The 22,787-nt window shown below is 68.8% G+C and carries 18 protein-coding genes and 2 rRNA genes; 9 read left to right on the top strand and 11 right to left on the bottom strand.

Annotated elements, in window-relative coordinates:
• Positions 1-76 precede the first annotated feature (76 nt).
• Entirely contained in the window at positions 77-271 is a 195-nt protein-coding gene (locus tag HFP48_RS10965) for a hypothetical protein (protein WP_206530813.1), read from the top strand.
• Positions 272-326: 55 nt separating this feature from the next.
• Positions 327-524 carry a hypothetical protein gene (locus tag HFP48_RS10960; RefSeq protein ID WP_006947393.1) on the top strand — a complete coding sequence of 66 codons (198 nt, stop codon included), beginning with the start codon at positions 327-329 and terminating at the stop codon, positions 522-524.
• A gap of 204 nt (positions 525-728) precedes the next feature.
• On the opposite strand, the gene HFP48_RS10955 is transcribed toward HFP48_RS10960, so the two are convergent.
• From HFP48_RS10955 to HFP48_RS10945, 3 genes are all read right to left on the bottom strand, one after another.
• Positions 729-1,193 (bottom strand): ATP-binding protein, encoded by a 465-nt coding sequence (locus HFP48_RS10955; protein WP_029542966.1) that lies wholly within the window; start codon positions 1,191-1,193, stop codon positions 729-731.
• 116 nt (positions 1,194-1,309) lie between these two features.
• Entirely contained in the window at positions 1,310-1,816 is a 507-nt protein-coding gene (locus HFP48_RS10950; protein ID WP_006938378.1) for an HPP family protein, read from the bottom strand.
• A gap of 39 nt (positions 1,817-1,855) precedes the next feature.
• The gene (locus HFP48_RS10945; RefSeq protein WP_168579500.1) at positions 1,856-2,740 is read right to left on the bottom strand and encodes an alpha/beta hydrolase; all 885 of its coding nucleotides are present in this window, start codon (positions 2,738-2,740) and stop codon (positions 1,856-1,858) included.
• A 93-nt stretch (positions 2,741-2,833) separates the two neighbouring features.
• Here HFP48_RS10945 and HFP48_RS10940 point away from each other — a divergent pair, with 93 nt between their 5' ends.
• Positions 2,834-3,409 carry a TetR/AcrR family transcriptional regulator gene (locus HFP48_RS10940; RefSeq protein WP_006938382.1) on the top strand — a complete coding sequence of 192 codons (576 nt, stop codon included), beginning with the start codon at positions 2,834-2,836 and terminating at the stop codon, positions 3,407-3,409.
• Here HFP48_RS10940 and glgP read toward each other — a convergent pair whose 3' ends face one another.
• Positions 3,410-5,989, bottom strand: coding sequence for an alpha-glucan family phosphorylase (gene glgP / locus HFP48_RS10935; RefSeq protein WP_168579499.1), 2,580 nt, complete (start codon positions 5,987-5,989; stop codon positions 3,410-3,412).
• Positions 5,990-6,295: 306 nt separating this feature from the next.
• Here glgP and HFP48_RS10930 point away from each other — a divergent pair, with 306 nt between their 5' ends.
• The 3 genes from HFP48_RS10930 to HFP48_RS10920 are packed head-to-tail and all read left to right on the top strand — an operon-like array spanning position 6,296 to position 12,004.
• A complete protein-coding gene (locus tag HFP48_RS10930; RefSeq protein ID WP_168579498.1) occupies positions 6,296-8,338 on the top strand; it encodes an alpha-1,4-glucan--maltose-1-phosphate maltosyltransferase in 2,043 nt (680 codons plus the stop codon).
• Positions 8,335-10,533, top strand: a complete 2,199-nt coding sequence (glgB, locus tag HFP48_RS10925; RefSeq protein WP_168579497.1) for a 1,4-alpha-glucan branching protein GlgB — start codon at positions 8,335-8,337, stop codon at positions 10,531-10,533. The genes HFP48_RS10930 and glgB overlap by 4 nt, the downstream gene beginning before the upstream one ends.
• Positions 10,534-10,564: 31 nt before the next feature.
• On the top strand, positions 10,565-12,004 hold the full coding sequence (locus tag HFP48_RS10920; protein ID WP_050035018.1) for a metallopeptidase: 1,440 nt from the start codon (positions 10,565-10,567) through the stop codon (positions 12,002-12,004).
• Between the two features lie 55 nt (positions 12,005-12,059).
• On the opposite strand, the gene HFP48_RS10915 is transcribed toward HFP48_RS10920, so the two are convergent.
• The 3 genes from HFP48_RS10915 to HFP48_RS10905 all read right to left on the bottom strand — a co-directional run bounded on the left by HFP48_RS10915 (position 12,060) and on the right by HFP48_RS10905 (position 14,704).
• Positions 12,060-12,950, bottom strand: a complete 891-nt coding sequence (locus HFP48_RS10915) for a tetratricopeptide repeat protein (protein WP_029542958.1) — start codon at positions 12,948-12,950, stop codon at positions 12,060-12,062.
• 96 nt (positions 12,951-13,046) lie between these two features.
• Entirely contained in the window at positions 13,047-13,418 is a 372-nt protein-coding gene (locus HFP48_RS10910) for a DUF3817 domain-containing protein (protein ID WP_006938400.1), read from the bottom strand.
• A 95-nt stretch (positions 13,419-13,513) separates the two neighbouring features.
• Complete coding sequence (locus tag HFP48_RS10905) at positions 13,514-14,704, bottom strand: acetyl-CoA C-acetyltransferase (RefSeq protein ID WP_065923028.1); 1,191 nt, start codon at positions 14,702-14,704, stop codon at positions 13,514-13,516.
• Positions 14,705-14,809: 105 nt separating this feature from the next.
• On the opposite strand from HFP48_RS10905, the gene mce reads away from it, so the two are divergent.
• Together mce and HFP48_RS10895 are read left to right on the top strand one after the other, a co-directional pair.
• Positions 14,810-15,292 (top strand): methylmalonyl-CoA epimerase, encoded by a 483-nt coding sequence (gene mce / locus HFP48_RS10900; protein WP_029542955.1) that lies wholly within the window; start codon positions 14,810-14,812, stop codon positions 15,290-15,292.
• 107 nt (positions 15,293-15,399) lie between these two features.
• The gene (locus tag HFP48_RS10895) at positions 15,400-16,485 is read left to right on the top strand and encodes a hypothetical protein (protein ID WP_168579496.1); all 1,086 of its coding nucleotides are present in this window, start codon (positions 15,400-15,402) and stop codon (positions 16,483-16,485) included.
• Between the two features lie 82 nt (positions 16,486-16,567).
• Here HFP48_RS10895 and HFP48_RS10890 read toward each other — a convergent pair whose 3' ends face one another.
• Together HFP48_RS10890 and nucS are read right to left on the bottom strand one after the other, a co-directional pair.
• Positions 16,568-16,888, bottom strand: a complete 321-nt coding sequence (locus tag HFP48_RS10890; protein ID WP_029542951.1) for a hypothetical protein — start codon at positions 16,886-16,888, stop codon at positions 16,568-16,570.
• Between the two features lies 1 nt (position 16,889).
• A complete protein-coding gene (gene nucS / locus HFP48_RS10885) occupies positions 16,890-17,564 on the bottom strand; it encodes an endonuclease NucS (protein ID WP_029542949.1) in 675 nt (224 codons plus the stop codon).
• Positions 17,565-17,607: 43 nt separating this feature from the next.
• On the opposite strand from nucS, the gene HFP48_RS10880 reads away from it, so the two are divergent.
• Complete coding sequence (locus HFP48_RS10880; protein ID WP_072634983.1) at positions 17,608-19,149, top strand: adenylate/guanylate cyclase domain-containing protein; 1,542 nt, start codon at positions 17,608-17,610, stop codon at positions 19,147-19,149.
• A gap of 96 nt (positions 19,150-19,245) precedes the next feature.
• Here HFP48_RS10880 and rrf read toward each other — a convergent pair.
• A 5S ribosomal RNA gene (gene rrf / locus HFP48_RS10875) occupies positions 19,246-19,362 on the bottom strand.
• A 140-nt stretch (positions 19,363-19,502) separates the two neighbouring features.
• A 23S ribosomal RNA gene (locus tag HFP48_RS10870) occupies positions 19,503-22,639 on the bottom strand.
• Between the last annotated feature and the right edge of the window lie 148 nt (positions 22,640-22,787).

The following is a 22,787-nucleotide window of genomic DNA, read 5'->3' as shown; positions in this document are numbered from 1 at the left end:
CACCGCTCGAGGCCCGGTTGCCCGTCGCTCCGAGCAGGTGTACCTCCCGGACACGATCCGCGAAGAAGGAACACCCATGGCTCACCTCGCCCATCCGGCTCCCCACAGCGACAACTCGCCGCTGCTCTCGGTACCGTCCATCATCGTCGGTGCCGGCACCCTCTCGTGCGGGCTGGCCGTCGCGATCAGCCGATCCCTCACCCTCGGCGTGCTGGCCGCCCTTCTCACGGTGGCGACGGTCGCGGTCGCAGCGGTGATGATCCGCTCCTGACCTCGCCCACCACCGACTCCGACGGCCCGCCCGGGCCCACCCGAGCAAGGAACCGATGAACCACCTCAATCACGTCGCCGACCCGAGCACCGTCCCGGGTTCGGCGATGAGCACGGCCGAGATCAAGGCTCGTATCGACGCGATGTTTGCGGACGACCACGGGAGCACTGTGACCGGCGACGATCGCAGGGCCACCGCGGCCTCGCCCCGGCGCCCCGGATGGGCGTCGAGCCGGCGCGGCCGCAGGAGCTGACCACCGACGTTCTCCCGGCGTCGGTGGTCTCCGACCGGACCACCGGCTTCCGGACAGCGCCGCAGGGGGGCGCTTCCGGAAGCCGGTGGTCCGTCACTGCCGGGTCACGGCTGATGTGTCACTGCCGGTTCACGGCTGATGTGTCACTGCCGGGTCACGGCTGATGCGTCACTGCCGGGTCACGGCTGATGCGTCACTACGGGGTCACGGCGCCGCGACGAGCGCGGGCGAGGTCGAGACGTCCCACTTCATCGAGACCGAAGTGCCGTCGGGGACGGTGACGACATCCGTGTGGGACGTCAGGGTCCGGATCAGCGCGAGCCCGTGGCCACGGCAGCTGTCGCCGGACGGATCCTCCGGGGTGCGCCAGCGGCCGTGATCGGTGACGATCACTTCGACGGAACGTTCCCCCGGTCGATAGACGGCCTCCAGGTCGACCGCGCCGACACGATCCCCGTACCCGTCGGGATACGCGTGCTCGACGGCATTGGCCAGCGCTTCGTAGCTGGCCAGCAGCACATCCTGCCCGAGTTCGACCTCGAGGTGGAGGCGGTCCAGCCATCGGTCCAGGGCCTGCCGGAGCATCGTCACCTGGCTCGGCTCGGCGCGGACCCCGCGGTAGAACAACCCGGTCGATGTGAACGCCTGAGAGGCGTGTCGCGAGTGCATCCTCCTCCTCGATTTCCGATGCGTCCTCGGTCGGACGCATCGGGTGTATACCCACCGCCCCGCGGTCCTATACCTCGAAGCGAGGGCGTGCGCACAGCGACGGGCGACCGTCCCGGTCAGCCGGCACGGGCGACCCGCGCCGGATAGACGAATCCGGGCAGCACCCGCCCGGCGACGGTCGCGACGCCGAGGACGACGAGGAGCGCCGGCACCAGCGTGGTTCCCACGTAGCCGATCCCCGGGTCCGTGAGCCCGATCGCCCCGGCACACACCGCGGCGGGCACATGCGGCGCCCGCAGCAGCGCCATGGCGACGACCGCAAGTCCCGCTGCGACGGCGGCTCCTGCCTGCGACGGACCGGCGACGGCCGCGACGACGAGCGCCGCGGCCGCGGCCGCAGGGTAGGCCCGCACGATCGCTCCGGGCCGGGCGGCCGGGGTGCCGGGTGCGAGGGCGATGAGGGCTGCGGACGCGACGTACGGCAACCCGAACACCGCCCAGTGGGCGAGGTTCTCGAGGGCGGCGAGCGCGCCGGCCGCGCCGAGCGCGACGGCCCCCGGGGCGAGGGCGGCGGCCAGGGCACGGCGGGACCCGTCCGGTGCATCACCGAGAAGCGGTGGCATCCGATTACTCTCCTTCGGTCTCGGAGTGTGCGGCCGGGCTCAGAGCGCGGCCGGGTTCAGAGTGCGGCCCAGGAATCCACGGACGAGGTCCGCGATCTCCGGCCCGTGGGTCTCGAGGGCGAAGTGGCCTGCGTCGAGCAGGTGAATCTCCGCGTCGGGGAGGTCGCGGGCGAATGCTTCCGCACCGGCGGGACCGAAGATCTCGTCGCCGCGGCCCCACGCCACCAGGGTCGGCGGCCGCCAGGCGCGGAAGTACTCCTGGAATGCCGGGTACGCGTCGAGGTTGAACTGGTAGTCCCAGAACAACTGGAGCTGGATCTCCTTGTTGCCGGGCCGATCGAGGCCCAGTTGGTCGAGCAGCCAGGCTTCCGGGGCGATCCGCTCGAGCCGGTCCTCGGGGACACCGTGGACGTACTGCCACCGGGTCGCCTCGGGCTCGAGGAGGGCACGGACGGCGGATTCGTGGGCGGCGCGGTCGTGTGCGTGGGCGAAGAGGACCTCCCAGAACGGGGTGAACCCTTCGCGGTAGGCGTTGCCGCTCTGGGTGATCAGCGCGGTGACGCGCTCGGGGTTCCCGGCCGCGATCCGCAGGCCGATCGGGGCGCCGTAGTCGTGGAGGTAGAGGGCGAAGCGCGTCAGCCCGATCCGGTCGAGCAGCGCATCGGTGATCTGCGCGAGACGGTCGAAGCTGTAGTCGAACTCGTCGACGGCGGGCATCGCCGATCGCCCGAAGCCGATGTGGTCGGGGGCGACGAGGTGGTACTGGTCGGCGAGCTCGCCGAGCAGGTGGCGGAACATGTGCGAGCTGGACGGGAAGCCGTGCAGCAGAACGAGAGCCGGCGCACCCGGGTCCCCGGCCTCGCGGTAGGAGACGTCGAGCCCGTCGATGGTCTCGGTGCGGTGGCGGACAGTGGAAGCGGACATGAGTCCTCCTCGGATCGGTCGGAGAACGAGCGTTCTCCGGTACGTGGTGTAGCGTAGAGAACGATGGTTCTCGATGCAAGAGGGAGGGGCCCGATGGACGCGGACACCGCGCAGACCCGGCTGCTCGACGCCGCCGAGGAACTGTTCAACGAGCACGGCATCCAGGCCGTCGGAATGGACACGATCCGGGCCCGCTCCGGGGTGTCGCTCAAGCGGCTCTATCAGCTCTACCCCGCCAAGGACCGGCTCGTGGAGGCCGTTCTGACCCGGCGCGATCACACCGTGCTGACGGATCTGCGCCGGTATGTCGATGCCCGCACCGATCCGCGCGAGCGGGTTCTCGCGGTGTTCGACTTTCTCGAGGAATGGTTCGCCTGCAGCGACTTCCGCGGCTGCACCTTCATCAACACGTTCGGCGAACTCGGCGGAATCTCCGGTGACGTCGCCGAGATCGCCCGCACGCACAAGGACGCGTTCCGGCGCTACCTGCGCGGACTCGTGGCGGACGCGGGCAGCCCCCCGGCACTGGGCGACCAGCTGGCGATCCTGGCCAACGGGGCGATGGCGACGGCGGCGATCTCCGGTTCTCCCGCCGTCGCGCGGCAGGCCCGCGACGCCGCGCGCGTCCTGCTCGACGCGAGCGGCCGCGGGCCCGGCGCGGAGAGCTAGCTAGGCGAGCACGACCTTGCCGAGTTCGGCGTCCGACGCGAGCAGCTCGTGGTGCGGCAGCACCCGCACCGTGTAGCCGACCGACCCGGCCATCGGCAGCGCGACCTCGACCTCGAAGACCTCGCCCAGCGGGTCCGTGCCGGTGTGCCGCATCGGCACCGTCACCACGTCGGACAGGGTGTCGTCGACCCCGACCCGGCCGACGACGGCCTGAACGACCACGTCGGTCACCCGGAGACCGTCGAGGTACACGTGGGCGGTCAGGGCCAGTTTGGAGCCGATCTCCGGGATGTCCGGCAGTCCGGCGCTGTCGACCTGGGCCACCCGCACGGCCGGCCATGCCGCCTCGACGCGACGCCGGTAGTGGGCGAGCTCGCGCGCTCCGGCGAACCCGTCGGCGACCGCATCGCGCGCGGCCGCGGCCGCCGGCGCGTAGTACTGCACGGTGTAGTCCCGGACCATGCGGGAGGCGAGCACCTTCGGACCGAGGTTCTGGAGCGTGTGCCGCACCATCTCGATCCAGCGGGTGGGCACACCGCTGCCGTCCCGGTCGTAGAACCGCGGCAGGACCGAGCGCTCGAGCAGCTCGTACAGGGCGCTGGCCTCGAGGTCGTCGCGGCGGTGCTCGTCAATCACACCGTCGGCGGTGGGGATGGCCCAGCCGTTCTCGCCGTCGTACATCTCGTCCCACCAGCCGTCGCGGATGGAGAGGTTGAGCCCGCCGTTGAGGGCCGACTTCATCCCGGAGGTGCCGCACGCCTCGAGCGGGCGCAGCGGGTTGTTCAGCCACACGTCGCAGCCCCAGTAGAGGTACCGGGCCATGGACATGTCGTAGTCCGGCAGGAAAACGATGCGGTGCCGCACGTCGGCGGCATCGGCGAACCGCACCACCTGCTGGATCAGTGCCTTGCCGCCGTCGTCGGCCGGGTGGCTCTTGCCGGCGACGACCAGCTGCACTGGGCGCTCCTCGTCGAGCAGCAGGGCCCGCAGTCGTTCCGGGTCGCGCAGCATCAGGGTGAGCCGCTTGTAGGTCGGCACCCGGCGGGCGAAGCCGACGGTGAGCACGTGCGGATCGAAGACCCCGTCCACCCAGCCGAGTTCGGCCTCGGTGGCGCCGCGCTGGAGCCAGGACCGGCGCAGCCGCCGACGGATCTCCTCCACCAGCTGCGCACGCAACGTGTTGCGGGTGGCCCACAGCTCGCGCGGTTCGACCGTCTGCAGCAGTTCCCAGCCTTGGGCCTCCTCGACCCGGTCGGGACCGGCGAGACGGTTGGCGAACTCGAGCCACTCGCGGGCGGCCCAGGTATGGGCGTGCACGCCGTTGGTGACCGACCCGATCGGCACCTCGCCGGCGTCGAAGCCGGGCCACAGGCCCACGAACATCTCGCGGCTGACCCGGCCGTGCAGCTTCGACACGCCGTTGCTGCGCTGGCCGAGCCGCAGACCCAGGTGGGCCATGTTGAACACACGGGGGTCCGATTCCCGGCCGAGGGAAAGGACGCGGTCCACCCCCAGGCCGGGCAGCAGCGCCGACTCGTTCTCGCCGTTCGGTCCGGAGAAGTAGTGCCGGACGAGTTCCGCCGGGAACCGGTCGATGCCCGCGGGAACCGGGGTGTGGGTGGTGAAGACGGTGCCGGCGCGCACGGCGGCGAGCGCCTCGTCGAAGTCCAGACCGGCGCCCGTGACCAGTTCGCGGATGCGTTCGGCGCCCAGGAACCCGGCGTGTCCCTCGTTCATGTGGAACACCTCGGGATCGCGCAGTCCCGCGATCCGGGTGTAGGCGCGGACGGCGCGCACCCCGCCGACCCCGGCCAGGATCTCCTGCTTGATGCGATGGTCCTGGTCGCCGCCGTAGAGGCGGTCGGTGACCCCGCGCAGTTCCTCGTCGTTCTCGGCGATGTCCGAGTCGAGCAGCAGCAACGGGACGCGGCCCACCTGGGCGATCCACACCCGGGCGGTGAGGGTGCGATTGCCGGGCATGGCGACCTGGATCAGGGCAGGGGTGCCGTCGGCCTCGGTCAGCAGCCGCAGCGGCAGGCCCTGCGGGTCGTAGTTCGGGTAGTGCTCGCTCTGCCATCCGTCGGCGGTCAGGGACTGACGGAAGTAGCCGGAGCGGTAGAGCAGGCCGACACCGATGAGCGGCAGGCCGAGGTCCGAGGCCGCCTTGAGGTGATCGCCGGCCAGGATGCCGAGTCCGCCGGAGTAGTTCGGCAGAACCTCGGAAACGCCGAACTCCATGGAGAAGTAGGCGATGCCGGACGGCAGCCCGGTGCCCTCCTGCTGCTGGTGCTGGTACCAGCGCGGCCTCGCGAGGTAGTCGTCGAGGTCGGCCGACTCGGCGTCGAGCCGCGCGAGGAACTCCTCGTCGGCGGCGAGCGCGTCGAGACGGGCCGGCGGCACCTCGCCGAGCATCCGCACCGGGTCGTGCTCGACGCGACGCCACAGCGCGGAGTCGATCGAGGCGAACAGGTCCTGCGTGGGCGTGTGCCACGACCAGCGCAGGTTGACGGCGAGCGGGCCCAGTCCGGCCAGCCGCTGGGGAAGGTGGGCTCGTACGGTGAACCGACGCAAGGCTCTCACCCCGGGAAGACTACCGACATTCGGCCGGCCGGGAAGACCGGCAAATGCGGCGGCCGTCCGGCGGCCGGGCCACGTTCCCGGCGAGCGGACGCGCGAGCCCCGCGGCGCACGGCGCCGCGGGGCTCGCTCGTTCCGGCGCGTCGACCCCGGGTAACGGCTATTGCGGGGCGTCGACGACATTGCGCGTCGCATGAGGGGACGGCGGTGCGTACCTCCACTACGGTTGGGGACGGGCCGCATCCGAAGGCTCGTCAGCAGTCCGTGCGAGGGAAACGGAGCCGGCATGACAGACGGAACGGAGCGAGCGTGACAGGTCGAATCGGAGCCAGCGCGACAGGCCGCCTCGGCATCGACGATGTCCGTCCCGACATCTCGGGAGGGCGACATCCGGTCAAGGCCGTTGTCGGGGAGGTGGTTCCCGTGTCGGCAGTCGTGTGGCGAGAAGGCCACGACGCCGTCGCCGCCACCCTGGCCGTGCGCGGGCCGGGATCGGACCCGGAGAGCGAAGGGAAGCTGATCCGGATCCCGATGGTTCCCGGCGAGGTGCCCGACACCTTCCACGCCGCGTTCACCCCCACCAGTCCGGGACTGTGGACGTACCGGGTGGAGGCCTGGAGCGATCCGGTGAGCACGTGGCGGCACGCGGTGGACGCGAAGGTCGACGCCGGCCAGGGTCCGGAGGACCTGGCGAACGACATCGAGATCGGCGCCCGCCTGTTCGAGAAGGCCGCGAAGACCGCGCCGCGCCCCAACCGGCCGGCCCTGCTCGCCGTGGCCGCGGCGCTGCGTTCGGAGCGGCCGCTCGCCGACCGGATCGCCCCTGCCTTCGCCGCCGACATCACCGAGATCCTGCGGGCCAATCCCCTGCGCGAGCTGATCACCCGCGGGAAGGCGTACACCGCCGTGGTCGATCGGGAACGGGCCCTGTTCGGTTCCTGGTACGAGTTCTTCCCCCGTTCGACGGGCGGGTGGAACGAGGACGGCACGCCACGGCACGGCACCTTCGCCACCGCCGCGGAGGAACTGCCGCGGGTCGCCGCGATGGGCTTCGACGTGGTGTACCTGCCGCCCATCCACCCGATCGGCAAGGTCAACCGCAAGGGACCGAACAACACCCTCACCGCCGGCCCGGACGACGTGGGCTCCCCCTGGGCCATCGGCTCCGACGAGGGCGGCCACGACGCGATCCACCCGCAGCTCGGCACGGAGGACGACTTCCGCGCCTTCGTCGCCCGGGCGCGCGAACTCGACCTCGAAGTGGCCCTCGATCTGGCGCTGCAGTGCGCCCCGGACCACCCGTGGGCGAAGGAGCATCCCGAGTGGTTCACGGTCCTGCCGGACGGCACGATCGCCTACGCCGAGAACCCGCCCAAGAAGTACCAGGACATCTATCCGGTCAACTTCGACAACGATCCGGACGGCATCTACGCCGAGGTGCTGCGCGTGGTGCGGCACTGGATCAGCTTCGGCGTCAAGATCTTCCGGGTCGACAACCCGCACACCAAGCCGCCGAACTTCTGGGAGTGGCTGATCGCCGAGGTCAAGCGCACCGATCCCGACGTGCTGTTCCTGTCCGAGGCCTTCACCCGTCCCGCCCGCATGTACGGCCTCGCCCGACGCGGGTTCACGCAGTCCTACACGTACTTCACCTGGCGCGTGGCGAAGTGGGAGCTGACCGAATTTGGACAGGAGATCGCGGCGAAGGCGGACGAGGCGCGCCCGAACCTGTTCGTCAACACGCCCGACATCCTGCACGAGTCGCTGCAACACGGCGGACCCGGAATGTTCGCTCTGCGCGCGGCCCTCGCGGCCACGCTCGCCCCGTCGTGGGGGGTGTACTCCGGTTACGAACTCTACGAACACGTCCCGCTGCGACCCGGCAGCGAGGAATACCTCGACTCGGAGAAGTACCAGCTGCGTCCGCGACGGTTCGACGAGGCCCGCCGCCGCGGCGAATCCCTCGAGCCGTGGATCGCCACGCTCAACCGGATCCGGCGCGCCCACCCGGCCCTGCAGCAGCTGCGCAACATCCACTTCCACCACATCGACAACGACGCCCTCATCGCGTATTCGAAATTCGATCCCCGGACCGGGGATTCGGTCCTCACCGTGATCAACCTCAACCCGTTCGGCGCCGAGCAGGGCACCGTCTGGCTGGACATGCCGGCGCTCGGCCACGAATGGCACGACCAGCTCACGGTGTTCGACGAGGTGTCCGGCGCGCAGTACTCGTGGGGCCAGGCCAACTTCGTCCGGCTCGAACCCTGGCGCGCGGTGGCGCACATCCTGGCGCTGCCCCCGATCGGTGTACCGACGCGAACCACCCTCGCCTACAGGAGCAACTCGTGACAGTGCCCCCGACTCGACGCCACTCCCCCAACCCGCACGACCTCGCCCGGCTGGCGGCCGGCGAGCACCACGATCCGCACTCGGTGCTCGGCGCCCACCCGCATCCGGAAGGCACGATCATCCGGGCCATGCGTCCCCACGCGGAGAAGGTGGCGGCGCGCATCGGCGGCATCGATCACCCACTCGAGCCTCTCGGCCACGACGTGTTCAGCGCGCTCGTCCCGGTGCACGACCTGTCGGACTACCGGCTCGTGGTGACCTACCCGTTCGAGCACACCGTCGTCGTCGCCGACCCGTACCGGTTCCTGCCCACGCTCGGGGAGCTGGACCTGCACCTGTTCGCCGAGGGCCGGCACGAGCGGCTGTGGGAGATCCTGGGGGCGCATCAGCGCTCGTACGAGACGCCCGACGGCACGGTCCGCGGCACGTCGTTCGCGGTGTGGGCGCCCGGCGCGCGCGGCGTCACGGTCGTCGGCGACTTCGACGGCTGGAGCGGCCGGCTCGCGCCGATGCGGGTGCTCGGCTCCAGCGGCGTGTGGGAACTGTTCCTGCCCGACGTGGAGCCGGGTGCGCTGTACAAGTTCCGGGTCCACGGCCGCGACGGCTCGGTCCAGGACAAGGCCGACCCGATGGCGTTCGCCACCGAGGTGCCGCCGGCGACGGCCTCCGTGGTCAACCACAGCAGCTACGTGTGGGGCGACGACGCGTGGCTCGCCGCCCGGGCCGACTCCCGGCCGTGGCAGGAGCCGATGAGCGTCTACGAGGTGCACCTCGGCTCGTGGCGTCCCGGTCTCGGATACCGGGAGCTGGCCGACCAGCTCGCCGAGTACGTCGCGGCGGCCGGCTTCACCCACGTCGAGCTGCTGCCGGTGGCCGAGCATCCCTTCGGCGGATCGTGGGGATACCAGGTCACCTCGTACTACGCGCCCACCGCCCGCTTCGGCACGCCCGACGAGTTCCGTGCGTTCGTCGACCGGTTGCACGCCGCCGGCATCGGCGTGATCGTGGACTGGGTGCCCGCCCACTTTCCGAAGGACGAGTGGGCCCTGGCCCGCTTCGACGGCAGCGCCCTCTACGAACACCCCGATCCCCGGCGTGGCGAGCAGCTGGACTGGGGCACCTACGTCTTCGACTTCGGCCGCCGGGAGGTGCGCAACTTCCTCGTCGCCAACGCGCTGTACTGGATCGACGAGTTCCACATCGACGGCCTGCGCGTCGACGCCGTCGCCTCGATGCTGTACCTCGACTACTCGCGGCCCGAGGGCGGCTGGACCCCCAACGTGTACGGCGGCCGGGAGAACCTCGAGGCGGTGGCCTTCCTGCAGGAGATGAACGCCACCGTGCACAAGCTCCACCCCGGCGTCGTCACCGTCGCCGAGGAGTCCACGGCATGGCCCGGCGTCACCCGGCCCACCCATGCGGGCGGGCTCGGGTTCTCCATGAAATGGAACATGGGTTGGATGCACGACACCCTCGGGTACATCGGCCGGGACCCGGTGCATCGCACGTACCACCACCATGAGATCACCTTCTCGCTGGTGTACGCCTGGAGTGAGAACTTCGTCCTGCCCGTCAGCCACGACGAGGTCGTGCACGGCAAGGGCACGCTCTGGACCCGGATGCCGGGTGGCGACCGCGCGCAGGCCGCCGGCCTGCGCGGCCTGCTCGCGTACATGTGGGCCCACCCCGGCAAGCAACTGCTGTTCATGGGGCAGGAGTTCGGCCAGACCGCGGAATGGTCCGAGGAGCGGGGCCTGGACTGGTGGCAGCTCGACGATCCGCACAACGGACCGCTGCACCAAGGCGTGCACCGGCTCGTCGCCGACCTCAACCGGATCTACCGTGAGCACCCCGCCCTGTGGACGCTGGACACCTCGCCGAGCGGGTACTCGTGGATCGACGCCAACGACTCGGCGAACAACGTGCTGAGCTTTCTCCGTCACGGGAGCGACGGTTCCGTCGTGGCGTGCCTGTTCAACTTCTCCGGATCGACGCATTCGGACTATCGTGTCGGACTACCCGAAACAGGACAGTGGTCGGAGATCCTCAACACGGATTCGACGGCCTACCAGGGCAACGGCGTCGGCAACCTCGGCGCCGTGACGGCCACGGCACGCTCCTGGCACGGGCGCCCGGCGTCGGCGGAGGTGACGCTGCCTGCTTACGGTGCGATCTGGCTGACGTTGCAGCGGTGACCGCCGTCCTCGGACGACAGGAGAAGAACAGGTGACTCGGACGCGGCTGCCGTTCCGCCTCGCGGTACCGGCGCTGGCCGTGATGGTGCTCGCCGGATGTGCCGCTCGCATCGAGGGCACCGCCGTCTCCATCTACGACAACCCGTTCTCGGTGGCGGGCCTGCCGGTGTCCTCGGGCCCGAGCGGCCCGCGGCCCGCCGCCCCGGACGCGCAGGTGACGATCGAGAACTCGGACGGCGGGGACGTCGACGTCCTCGCCGGCAACGCGGTCGCCGACATCGAGGCCTACTGGAACGAGGAGTTCCCGCGCATCGCCCGGGGCGCGTTCGAGCCCGTCGGCACGATCGCCTCGTGGGATCCCGACGAGCGCGGCCCGAAGTTCTGCGGCGAATCGACCTTCGAGTTCATCAACGCCGCGTACTGCAACCGCGACGACGTCATCGGGTGGGACCGCACCTACCTGATGCCGCAGCTCATCGAGACGTTCGGCCCGATGGCGGCCGTGACGGTGCTCGCCCACGAGTACGGGCACGCCGTCCAGTTCAAGGCCGGGACGGTCGCCGAGGACGATCCGGGCATCGTGTTCGAGCAGCAGGCGGACTGCTTCGCAGGCGCCTTCATGCGGCACGTCGCCGCCGGCAACTCGGAGCACTTCCGGTTGAACACCTCGGACGGGCTGAACTCGGTGCTGGCGTCGATGGTCTCCTTCCGCGACAGCGACCCCAACGACCCGGACGCGATCCACGGGTCGGCATTCGAGCGGGTCACCGCGTTCCAGATCGGCTTCACCGACGGTGCGGGATCGTGCACCCGCATCGACGCCGCCGAGATCGAGTCCCGGCGCGCCGATCTGCCGCAGTTCTTCGACAGTTCCGACGACGGCGAACTTCCCGTGACCGAGGAGTCGGTGGAGGCGCTGATGGCCTCGTTCCGCCGGGTGTTCGATCTGCCGGAGCAACCGGAGCTCGACCTGTCCGGCGCCGACCTCGGCTGTCCGGACGCGAAGGCCACGTCGCCGGTGTCGTACTGTCCCGCCACCAACACCATCGGGGTGGACGTCGACGAGCTGGCGGACCGCGGTACCCCGTTGCAGACCGGCGCCGGGGGGATCACGACCGACGTACGGGGCGACTACGCCGCCTACGTGCTGCTCGCCTCCCGGTACGCCCTGGCCGTGCAGAACGCGGCCGGCCAGTCGCTCGTCGACCCCCAGACGGCGCTGCGGGCTGCCTGCCTCGCCGGCGTGATCAGCGCGGAACTGAGCCCCGACAGCACCGGCGCCCAGCCGGCCGAGGACATGGTGTGGTTGTCGCCGGGCGATCTGGACGAGGCGGTCTCCGGCCTGCTGACCGACGGCCTCGCCGCCAGCGACGTCAACGGCAACACCGTGCCGAGCGGATTCTCCCGGGTGGACGCGTTCCGCACCGGGGTTCTCGGCGGCGAGGCCGCCTGCTCGGGCCGCTACCACTGACCGACGCGCGGTGGCGGCCCGGGAAGCCGGACCGCCACCGCGGGTCGGGAACCGATCAGTACAGCGCCGACGCCAGCTTGCGGCGCGCGGTGACGACGAACGGCTCGGCGGGATCGAACAGCTCGAACAGCTCCAGCAGCCGCGTGCGGGCGGCGTTCCTCTCGTCGCCGGCGCTGCGGGCGACGAACCCGATCAGCCGGGTGAAGGCGGCCTCGGGCTGCTGGGCGAACAGTTCGGCGTCGGCCGCGACGAGTTGCGCCTCGAGGTCGGCCGGGGCGGCGTCGGCCGCGGCGATCGCGTCCTCGGGCACCGACTGAGCGCGGGCGAGGAACCGGACCTGCCGCAGCGCGGCCAGAGCGTCGGCATTGGCGGGCTCGGAGTTCAGGATCAGCTCGTACGCCGCCTCGGCACCGGCCAGGTCCCCTGCCTCGAGGGCCTGCTCGGCGGCGACGAACCGCGGATCCTCCTGCTCCTCGACGGGCTCGGCGCCGGGCGGGCCGGACAGCTTTCCGGCGACCGCGTCCTGGATGGCGGCGAGCCATTGCCGAAGCTGCGGTTCGGGCTGCACGCCCTGGAAGTCGGCGAGGGGCTGCCCGGCGGCGATCGCGACGACGGTCGGCACGGACTGCACACCGAACGCCTGCGCGATCCGCGGGTTGGCGTCCACGTCGACCTTCGCGAGGACCCAGCTGCCGCCGCCCTCGTGGGCCAGCTTCTCGAGGACGGGCGAGAGCTGCTTGCACGGGCCACACCAGGTGGCCCACAGGTCCACGATGACGGGGACCTGCATCGAGCGCTGCAGCACCTCGGCCTCGAAGGTGGCCTCGGTAACGTCGACGACGGGCGTGAAACCGGACTGGGGGCCGGTGCCGGAGCCGGGCTGCGACGGAGGTGGGGGCGCGGTAGACCGCTCCTTGAGGGGCGCGAGATCCACCGCGCCGGACATCGCCGCGGCGGTCGCGGCGGAACGTGCTGCAGGACGGGAACCTGGTCGAGTCACGCCGTCCAGTCTGTCACGTTCCGCGCGACAGGGGACAGCAGGTCAGGCGAGTGCGGGCGCGTCCACCGGACGCGCTTGCGCGGACAGTTCCGCGAGCCGGCCGGTGCGCACAGCCCACCATTCGAAGACGATCGTGCCGAACGGCGGGACGGACGAGATCAGGGCCAGGCCCGTGGTGACCAGGTTCCACTTCAGCGCCCGCGCGGTGAGGAGGGCGACGAGGACGAAGGCCACGAACACGCCGCCGTGCAGCGGGCCGAAGATCTTCACCCCGATCTCGTTGCCGTTCTCGGGCAGGTACTTGAACGCCATGCCGACGAGCAGGCCGGCCCAGGTGAAGGCCTCGAGGACGGCGACGAAGCGGAACCGCTTGGCCGGGGTGCTGAGATCGAAGAAGTTCGCCATGCACACCATTGTGCCGATCGGCTACGACGAGCTGTCGTTGCTGTGAGAGACGTCACCGCCCCCACGCGGTGCGCGGGGGCGGCGACGAGAGTATTGGACGCGGTCTACGCCTTGGGGACGCGGACGATGAGGGCGTCGCCCTGGCCGCCGCCGCCGCACAGGGCCGCGGCCCCGACACCGCCGCCGCGGCGGGCCAGTTCGAGCGCCAGGTGCAGCACGATCCGGGCCCCGGACATCCCCAGCGGGTGGCCCAGCGCGATGGCGCCGCCGTTGACGTTGATCCGGGCCGGGTCCAGCCCCAGCTCGCGGCCGGAGGCGATCCCGACCGCGGCGAACGCCTCGTTGATCTCCACCAGGTCCAGCCCGGCCGGGTCCAGGCCCTCCCGGGCGCAGGCCTTGGCGATCGCCCGGGCCGGCTGGGACTGCAGCGTCGAGTCCGGGCCGGCGACCACCCCGTGCGCGCCGATCTCGGCGAGCCAGGACAGACCCAACTGTTCGGCCCTGGCCCGGCTCATCACCACCACCGCGGCCGCCCCGTCGGAGATCTGCGAGGCCGACCCGGCGGTGACGGTGCCGTCCTTCGCGAACGCCGGCCGCAGCGCCGCCAGCGACTCGGCGGTGGTCTCCGGGCGGATGCCCTCGTCGGCGGTGACCACGACCGGCTCGCCGCGGCGTTGCGGGATCGACACCGGCACGATCTCCGCGTCGAACAGCCCGTCCTTCTGCGCGCGGGCCGCCCGCTGGTGGCTGGCGGCGGCGACGGCGTCCTGCTCGGCGCGGGAGACGAACCGGGTGCCGGTGTTGGCGGCCTCGGTGAGGTTGCCCATGGCCTGGTCGGTGAAGATGTCGTGCAGCCCGTCGAAGGCCATGTGGTCGCGCAGGGTCGCATCGCCGTATTTGAACCCGGCCCGGGAGTGCTCGAGCAGGTGCGGGGCCTGGCTCATCGACTCCTGGCCGCCGGCGACGACGATGTCGAACTCGCCGGCGCGGATGAGCTGGTCGGCCAGCGCGATCGCGTCGATGCCGGACAGGCACACCTTGTTCACGGTCAGGGCGGGCACGTCCATCGGGATGCCGGCGGCCACGGCGGCCTGCCGGGCCGGGATCTGGCCGGCGCCGGCGGTGAGCACCTGACCCATGATCACGTACTCGACCTGCTCCGGGGCCACCCCGGCCTTGGCGAGGGCACCGGCGATGGCGACCCCGCCGAGGTCCGAACCGGAGAGGTCCTTCAGGGCGCCCTGCAGACGCCCCATCGGGGTCCGGGCTCCGGCAACGATGACAGAACTGGTCACGAGGATTTCCTCCGGTGGTGGGAGTGACGGCTTCCGCGCGGGCTCGAGGCCGGCAAGCCCATCCCGACGCATACTGATCTAACGTTAGCGCTACCGTCTTTATTCATGACTGAGACCTCCCCCACTCCGACTCCGCTCGCGGCGCTGACCTCCGGCCTCGTGACCGCCATCGACCACGTCGGCATCGCGGTCCCCGACCTGGACGCCGCCCTCACCTGGTACGCCGAGAACCTCGGGCTCGTCTCCACCCACGAGGAGGTCAACGAGGAGCAGGGCGTGCGCGAGGCGATGCTGTCGGTTCCCGGCTCGCCGGAGGGCGCGACCGCGATCCAGCTGCTCGCCCCGCTGAACGAGAACTCGACGATCGCGAAGTTCATCGACCGCAGCGGGCCCGGCCTGCAGCAGCTCGCCTACCGCGTCAGCGACCTCGATGCGGTGTCCGCCGAGCTCCGCGCGCGCGGCGTGCGCCTGCTGTACGACGCCCCGCGACGCGGCACCGCCGATTCCCGCATCAACTTCCTCCACCCCAAGGACGCCGGCGGCGTGCTCGTCGAGCTCGTCGAACCTGCTGCGCACGGATCGCACTGACCGCCCCCATCTCACCCGGCCGACTCGCCGGGTTCACACCGCCGCAGCATTAGCACAACGCGGCGGCACGCGCAGCTCCGGCCGCTTCGAGCAGGTAGATTGGCGCCATGGTCTTCGATCGCGATCGCACCCCAAGCCACCTGCCCTTCTCCATCGTGCGCAAGGGATTCGACCGCGACGAGGTGACCAACTACTTCGCCAGATTCGAGGCCGAGCTGCGCGTGACCGCCACGGACCGGGATGCGGCCGCCGCGCAGGCTCGCGACCTGGCTCGACAGCTCGAGAACGCCCGCAACGAGATCGACGAGCTGCGCAAGGACGTCGATCGGCTGTCGGTGCCGCCCACCACGGCCGAGGGCATGAGCGACCGCATCTCCCGCATGCTGCGCCTCGCCTCCGACGAGGCGTCCGAGCTGCGGGCACGGGCCGAGGCCGACGCAGCCGAGATGATCTCCCTGGCCGAGCAGGAAGGCATCCGGCTGCGCGGGGACTACGAAGCGATGATCGCCGAGCTCGCCGAGCGGCGTAAGGCATTCGAGACGGAGCACGCCCGCACGATGGCGGAGGCGCGTGCCCAGGCCGCGCGGATCATCGCCGCCGCCGAAGCGGAGCGCGATCGCCTGGCGGCGGAGGCGGAAGCCAAGCGGGACCGGGTCCAGCAGGACTTCGAGATCGCCATGAGCGAGCGCCGCAGCAAGGTCCTCGGCGCCCTCGACGAGCTCGAGCGCACCAGCAAGGCCGAGGCCGAGCAGCGTCTCGAGATCGCGTCCCGCGAAGCGGCACGCCGGCTCGAGATCGCCACCGAACAGTCCGAGCGGAAGATCGCCAACGCCCGCGATCTGACCGAGGAACTGCGGGTGCTGCGCGGCCGCATCCTCAGCCAGTTGGACGGGGTACGCGGTCAGCTCGAGGCCGTGCCGTCGATGCTCGCCGCCGTGACGCGCGAGGGCGAGCTGCTCGACCGCGACCGGGATGCGCTCACCACCGAGGGCGAGGCCGACGCGACCAAGGAGATCGCCACCGGCGAATCCGAGAAGGAACCGGCCACCAAGGAACTCCCGGCGGCGGGCGGCAAGCCGGAGGGCAGCGACGGCGAAGCCGGCTCGGCGACGGAGGCACGGTCCGGCGAGGAGGCACCGCCCACCGATCGCCTCGGCCGCTCACCTGCAGTGGCCAGCAAGGTCCGCAACTGAGCCGCGATCAGGACCCGACGGCTGAGCCGTCACTAGGACCCGACGGCTGAGCCGTCACTAGGACCCGACGGCTGAGCCGTCACTAGGACCACCGCCGGGTCGGTCCGCGGGTACCGCGGCCGGCCCAGCATCCGTTGTGCCAGTGCCTGCGTTCGTCGGCGCCCCCGATGTCGTCGGTGGGCCAGGCGACCACGTGGGGTGTTCCCGGCGCGATCTCGTGATCGCAGCCGGGGCACCGGTACGCCTTCGTTGCTCGCGACCCGGGGACGGTGCGCACGGTGTAGCGCTCGGACTCCGCGCCGGACGGCCCCCATTCGGTGCGGGAGGTGGCCCCGGAGAACGTCGACCCGCCGATATCGGGCCGGCGCCGGCGCTGCGATCGGGGAACGTTGCGGCGGGGCATATCAGAACAGCCGGAACTCGTTGCTCTCGGTGCCGCGCAGGGCGTCGTAGTCGAGCACGAGGCAGCGGATACCGCGATCGGTCGCAAGGGTCTTGGCCTGTGGCTTGATCTGTTGCGCCGCGAAGACACCGCTGACGGGCGCGAGCAACGGGTCCCGATTGAGCAACTCGAGGTACCGGGTGAGCTGCTCGACACCGTCGATCTCGCCGCGTCGCTTGATCTCGACGGCCACCGTGCCGCCGTCCGCGTCCCGGCACAGCAGGTCCACCGGACCGATGGCCGTGGGGTATTCCCGGCGGACGAGGGTGTAGCCGGGGCCGAGGGTTTCGACGTGCTCGGCGAGCAGTTCCTGCAGATGCGCCTCGACACCGTCCTTGATCAGGCCCGGGTCCACACCCAGCTCGTGGCTCGAATCGTGCTCGATCTCGTCGATGGTGATCCGGAGTTGCTCACCCGTCTTGTTGGTCACCACCCACAGGGCGTGCGCCTCGTCTGCGGACTCCTCGACCAGCCAGCACGGCGGACTCATCCAGTTCAGCGGCTTGTAGGCACGGTCGTCGGCGTGCACACTGACCGATCCGTCGGCTTTGACCAAGAGCAGCCGACGCGCCATCGGCAGGTGTGCCGTCAGACGTCCGACGTAGTCGACTCGACAGCGGGCAATCACAAGGCGCACGTTGCCACCCTAGAGGATCGCTCCGGACTACTCTCGAACGACCATGCCTCGCACCCGCCGCACCTCGCCCCTCGGCTCGCCGCTGCTCGGCGCGCCCGCGGAATCCGTCCGGCGCCAACGTGTTCGCGTGCAGACATTGCTCACCCTGTTGCTGCTCGGCACGAACATCGCGGGGGCCGCGATCACGGCGTTGTTGATCAACGTCGTCGTCCCGGGCCCCTCGGTGCTGCGTCCGGAGTTCGTCGTCGTCACCGGCGTCATAGCACCCGTCTACGTCGGCGGGGCCATCGTCCTGGGGACGGCCTTCGGGACCCGGCTCGGCCTTGCACAACTGCGGTGGATCCTCGAGGACCGGGATCCCACCCCCGACGAACGACGTGCAACCATGCGGCTGCCGATGCGCCTCACCGCCCAGCAGGGTGCATTCTGGGCGCTGGGGCTGGTGCTGTTCGCGACCGCGTTCGGTGTAGTGGATCCGCGCACGATCCCGAAGGTCGCCCTCACCATCGCCCTCGCGGGCCTGACGGTCTGCGGCTTCGTCTATCTGTTCAGCGAATTCGCCCTGCGGCCGATCGCGGCCCGGGCCTTGGAGGCCGGGGCGACGCCGCGACGCCGACTCACCGGCACCAGCGGCCGCATCATGGTGGCCTGGGCGCTGGGCAGCGGCGTTCCCGTCGTCGGGCTGATGCTCGTGGCGGTCTTCAGCTTCGTCCGTCCCGTATCACCCGTCCGGTTCGCGGTGACGATCCTGACGATCGGCGGACTCGCCTTGTTGTTGGGGGCGTTGCTTATGCTCCTCACCGCCCGGACCAGCGTCGCGCCGATCGAGTCGGTGCGGTCCGGCATGGCCCGCATCGAGCGGGGCGACCTCGATGCCGAGGTGGTCGTCTACGACGGAACCGAACTGGGAGAACTGCAGGCGGGATTCAACCGCATGGCCGACGGCCTCCGCGAGCGCGAACGGATCCGCGACGTCTTCGGCCGGCACGTCGGGCAGGACGTCGCGCGGGCGGCGTTGGCGTCGTCGCCGCGCCTGGGCGGCGAGGAACGCCATGTCGCGGTGCTGTTCATCGATATCATCGGCTCGACGGCAATGGCGGCCGATCGACCGCCCACCGAGGTCGTACATCTGCTCAACCGCTTCTTCGAAGTGGTGGTCGAGGAGGTGCACCGGGCCGGCGGGTTCGTCAACAAGTTCGAGGGCGACGCGGCACTGGCCATCTTCGGCGCTCCGGTCGCAATGGACGACGCGGCGGGCAGTGCGCTCGCGGCCGCCCGGGAGATGGCCCGCCGGTTGCGCACCGAGGTCCCCGAGTGCGAGGCGGGAATCGGGGTCACCGAGGGCCTCGCGGTGGCCGGAAACGTGGGCGCTCACGAGAGATTCGAGTACACGGTGATCGGCGATCCGGTGAACGAAGCGGCTCGGCTGTCGGACGTGGCCAAGACGTTCCCCGGCCACGTGGTGGCGTCGGCCCGGGCGGTAGAGGTGGCCGCGGAAGCGGAGCGCATCCGATGGTCGCTGAAAGGTGAAGTCACCCTGCGCGGGCGGTCGGAGGTCACCCGCCTTGCGGTCCCGGTGGACTGATCCCGACGAAGGACCGACGGGTTCGGCTGCGCCCCACAGGGAACGCGGAAATGCCGGAAGCCCCCCAACGAGGTTGGGGGGCTTCCGGTAACGGGTGTTCGGCGGTGTCCTACTCTCCCACACCCTGTCGGGTGCAGTACCATCGGCGCTGGAGGGCTTAGCTTCCGGGTTCGGAATGGGACCGGGCGTTTCCCCTCCGCTATGGCCGCCGTAACTCTGTGAAACGACTCACTCGCGCGGTCGGAGTGGGTCGGGGCGCAGCCCCTCTCTTTCGGAGAGGATCTGCGTTTACTCCAACCCTTCGCGGAGCGAGGTGTTGTTTCAGATACCGCACAGTGGACGCGTAGCTTCTTTGTGGTAAGTCCTCGGCCTATTAGTACCGGTCACCTGCATGCGTTACCGCACTTCCAGTTCCGGCCTATCAACCCGGTGGTCTGCCGGGGGCCTTACCCCCTCGAGGGGGTGAGAAACCTCATCTTGGAACAGGCTTCCCGCTTAGATGCTTTCAGCGGTTATCCCTTCCGAACGTAGCCAACCAGCCGTGCCCCTGGCGGGACAACTGGCACACCAGAGGTTCGTCCGTCCCGGTCCTCTCGTACTAGGGACAGCCTTCCTCAAGTTTCTAACGCGCGCGGCGGATAGAGACCGAACTGTCTCACGACGTTCTAAACCCAGCTCGCGTGCCGCTTTAATGGGCGAACAGCCCAACCCTTGGGACCTACTCCAGCCCCAGGATGCGACGAGCCGACATCGAGGTGCCAAACCATCCCGTCGATATGGACTCTTGGGGAAGATCAGCCTGTTATCCCCGGGGTACCTTTTATCCGTTGAGCGACACCGCTTCCACATGCCGGTGCCGGATCACTAGTCCCGACTTTCGTCCCTGCTCGACCTGTCGGTCTCACAGTCAAGCTCCCTTGTGCACTTGCACTCGACACCTGATTGCCAACCAGGCTGAGGGAACCTTTGGGCGCCTCCGTTACATTTTGGGAGGCAACCGCCCCAGTTAAACTACCCACCAGGCACTGTCCCTGAACCCGATCAGGGTCCGAGGTTAGAGGTCCAATACGATCAGAGTGGTATTTCAACAACGACTCCACCCACACTGGCGTGCGGGCTTCCCAGTCTCCCACCTATCCTACACAAACCGAACCGAACACCAATACCAAGCTGTAGTGAAGGTCCCGGGGTCTTTTCGTCCTGCCGCGCGTAACGAGCATCTTTACTCGTAGTGCAATTTCGCCGAGTCTGTGGTTGAGACAGCAGAGAAGTCGTTACGCCATTCGTGCAGGTCGGAACTTACCCGACAAGGAATTTCGCTACCTTAGGATGGTTATAGTTACCACCGCCGTTTACTGGGGCTTAAATTCTCAGCTTCGCGGAGTGAACTCCGCTGACCGGTCCTCTTAACCTTCCAGCACCGGGCAGGCGTCAGTCCGTATACCTCGTCTTACGACTTCGCACGGACCTGTGTTTTTAGTAAACAGTCGCTTCTCTCTGGTCTCTGCGACCACCCCCGGCTCACGGAGCAAGTCCGGTCACCGGGACTGGTCCCCCTTCTCCCGAAGTTACGGGGGCATTTTGCCGAGTTCCTTAACCACAGTTCTCTCGATCGCCTCGGTATTCTCTACCTGACCACCTGTGTCGGTTTGGGGTACGGGCCGTGTGAAAGCTCGCTAGAGGCTTTTCTCGGCAGCATAGGATCATGGAATTCGCCTCATTCGGCTACGCATCACCTCTCAGGCTGTGTGCGACACGGATTTGCCTGTGTCACGCCCTACGGGCTTACACCGGTACAACCACTGACCGGCCCCACTACCTTCCTGCGTCACCCCATCGCTTGGCTACTACCACCGAAGGTCCCGTGCAGCAGGCTCTCGGCTCCCGAAGGAACTCGATCACCCTTTGGACGGTTAGTACCGATGATTCACCAGGGGCGCGTTCACACGGGTACGGGAATATCAACCCGTTGTCCATCGACTACGCCTGTCGGCCTCGCCTTAGGTCCCGACTCACCCTGGGCGGATTAACCTGGCCCAGGAACCCTTGGTCATTCGGCGGACGAGTTTCTCACTCGTCTTTCGCTACTCATGCCTGCATTCTCACTCGCGCAGCCTCCACACCTGGATCACTCCGGCGCTTCCCCGGCTGCACGACGCTCCCCTACCCACCCGCACCACTGCCGGACGATCCGTGGACCCTCCGGGGTGTTGTGCGAGTGCCGCGGCTTCGGCGGTGTACTTGAGCCCCGCTACATTGTCGGCGCAGAACCACTTGACCAGTGAGCTATTACGCACTCTTTCAAGGGTGGCTGCTTCTAAGCCAACCTCCTGGTTGTCTCAGCGATCCCACATCCTTTTCCACTTAGTACACGCTTAGGGGCCTTAGCCGGCGATCTGGGCTGTTTCCCTCTCGACTACGAAGCTTATCCCCCGCAGTCTCACTGCCGCGCTCTCACTCACCGGCATTCGGAGTTTGGCTGATTTCGGTAAGCTTGTGGGCCCCCTAGACCATCCAGTAGCTCTACCTCCGGTGAGAAACACGCGACGCTGCACCTAAATGCATTTCGGGGAGAACCAGCTATCACGGAGTTTGATTGGCCTTTCACCCCTACCCACAGCTCATCCCCTCAGTTTTCAACCTAAGTGGGTTCGGGCCTCCACGACGTCTTACCGTCGCTTCACCCTGGCCATGGGTAGATCACTCCGCTTCGGGTCTAGAACATGCCACTACAGACGCCCTGTTCGGACTCGCTTTCGCTACGACTACCCCACACGGGTTAACCTCGCGACATGCCACTAACTCGCAGGCTCATTCTTCAAAAGGCACGCCGTCACCCCCAGCAGACCAAACTGCTCGAAGGCTCCGACGGATTGTAAGCGCACGGTTTCAGGTACTATTTCACTCCCCTCCCGGGGTACTTTTCACCTTTCCCTCACGGTACTAGTCCGCTATCGGTCACCAGGGAGTATTCAGGCTTATCGGGTGGTCCCGACGGATTCACAGCAGATTTCACGGGCCCGCTGCTACTCGGGTACCCTCCACGAGAGCCGGCATGTTTTCGTCTACGGGATTCTCACCCTCTACGACAGGCCGTTCCAGACCATTTCGACTAACACACCGGTTTCTTACTCTCGCCCACCATGACAGTGATGGGAAGAAGGGCCCCACGACCCCACGAGTGCAACGCCTGCCAGCTCTCACACACCCGCGGTTTAGCCTCTTCCGTTTTCGCTCGCCACTACTCACGGAATCACATGTTGTTTTCTCTTCCTGTGGGTACTGAGATGTTTCACTTCCCCACGTTCCCTCCACACGCCCTATATATTCAGGCGCGGGTAACACGACATCACTCGTGCTGGGTTTCCCCATTCGGAAATCCTCGGATCACAGCTCGGTTGACAGCTCCCCGAGGCATATCGCAGCCTCCCACGTCCTTCATCGGCTCCTGGTGCCAAGGCATCCACCGTACGCTCATAAACACTTACAACAAAGATGCTCGCGTCCACTGTGCAGTTCTCAAACAACACACAACAACCGGTACCGGAAGAAGAAACAACCCCTTCGTTCCCGATCATCGTCGCTGACAAAACACTCGCGTGTTCTCTCAGGACCCAACAGTGCACCGATATATCACC

It is taken from the genome of Rhodococcus sp. DMU1, from assembly GCF_012272955.1.
Taxonomy (GTDB): Bacteria; Actinomycetota; Actinomycetes; order Mycobacteriales; family Mycobacteriaceae; genus Rhodococcus; species Rhodococcus aetherivorans.
This window is presented reverse-complemented; position numbering and strand designations above follow the sequence as displayed.

Excerpts from the sequence above, each read along its gene's own strand:
- HFP48_RS10965 (WP_206530813.1), top strand. The coding sequence starts at position 77 with ATGGCTCACCTCGCCCATCCGGCTCCCCACAGCGACAACTCGCCGCTG.
- HFP48_RS10960 (WP_006947393.1), top strand. The coding sequence starts at position 327 with ATGAACCACCTCAATCACGTCGCCGACCCGAGCACCGTCCCGGGTTCG.
- HFP48_RS10955 (WP_029542966.1), bottom strand. The coding sequence starts at position 1,193 with ATGCACTCGCGACACGCCTCTCAGGCGTTCACATCGACCGGGTTGTTC.
- HFP48_RS10950 (WP_006938378.1), bottom strand. The coding sequence starts at position 1,816 with ATGCCACCGCTTCTCGGTGATGCACCGGACGGGTCCCGCCGTGCCCTG.
- HFP48_RS10945 (WP_168579500.1), bottom strand. The coding sequence starts at position 2,740 with ATGTCCGCTTCCACTGTCCGCCACCGCACCGAGACCATCGACGGGCTC.
- HFP48_RS10940 (WP_006938382.1), top strand. The coding sequence starts at position 2,834 with ATGGACGCGGACACCGCGCAGACCCGGCTGCTCGACGCCGCCGAGGAA.
- HFP48_RS10915 (WP_029542958.1), bottom strand. The coding sequence starts at position 12,950 with ATGTCCGGCGCGGTGGATCTCGCGCCCCTCAAGGAGCGGTCTACCGCG.
- HFP48_RS10910 (WP_006938400.1), bottom strand. The coding sequence starts at position 13,418 with ATGGTGTGCATGGCGAACTTCTTCGATCTCAGCACCCCGGCCAAGCGG.
- mce (WP_029542955.1), top strand. The coding sequence starts at position 14,810 with ATGACTGAGACCTCCCCCACTCCGACTCCGCTCGCGGCGCTGACCTCC.
- HFP48_RS10895 (WP_168579496.1), top strand. The coding sequence starts at position 15,400 with ATGGTCTTCGATCGCGATCGCACCCCAAGCCACCTGCCCTTCTCCATC.
- HFP48_RS10890 (WP_029542951.1), bottom strand. The coding sequence starts at position 16,888 with ATGCCCCGCCGCAACGTTCCCCGATCGCAGCGCCGGCGCCGGCCCGAT.
- HFP48_RS10880 (WP_072634983.1), top strand. The coding sequence starts at position 17,608 with ATGCCTCGCACCCGCCGCACCTCGCCCCTCGGCTCGCCGCTGCTCGGC.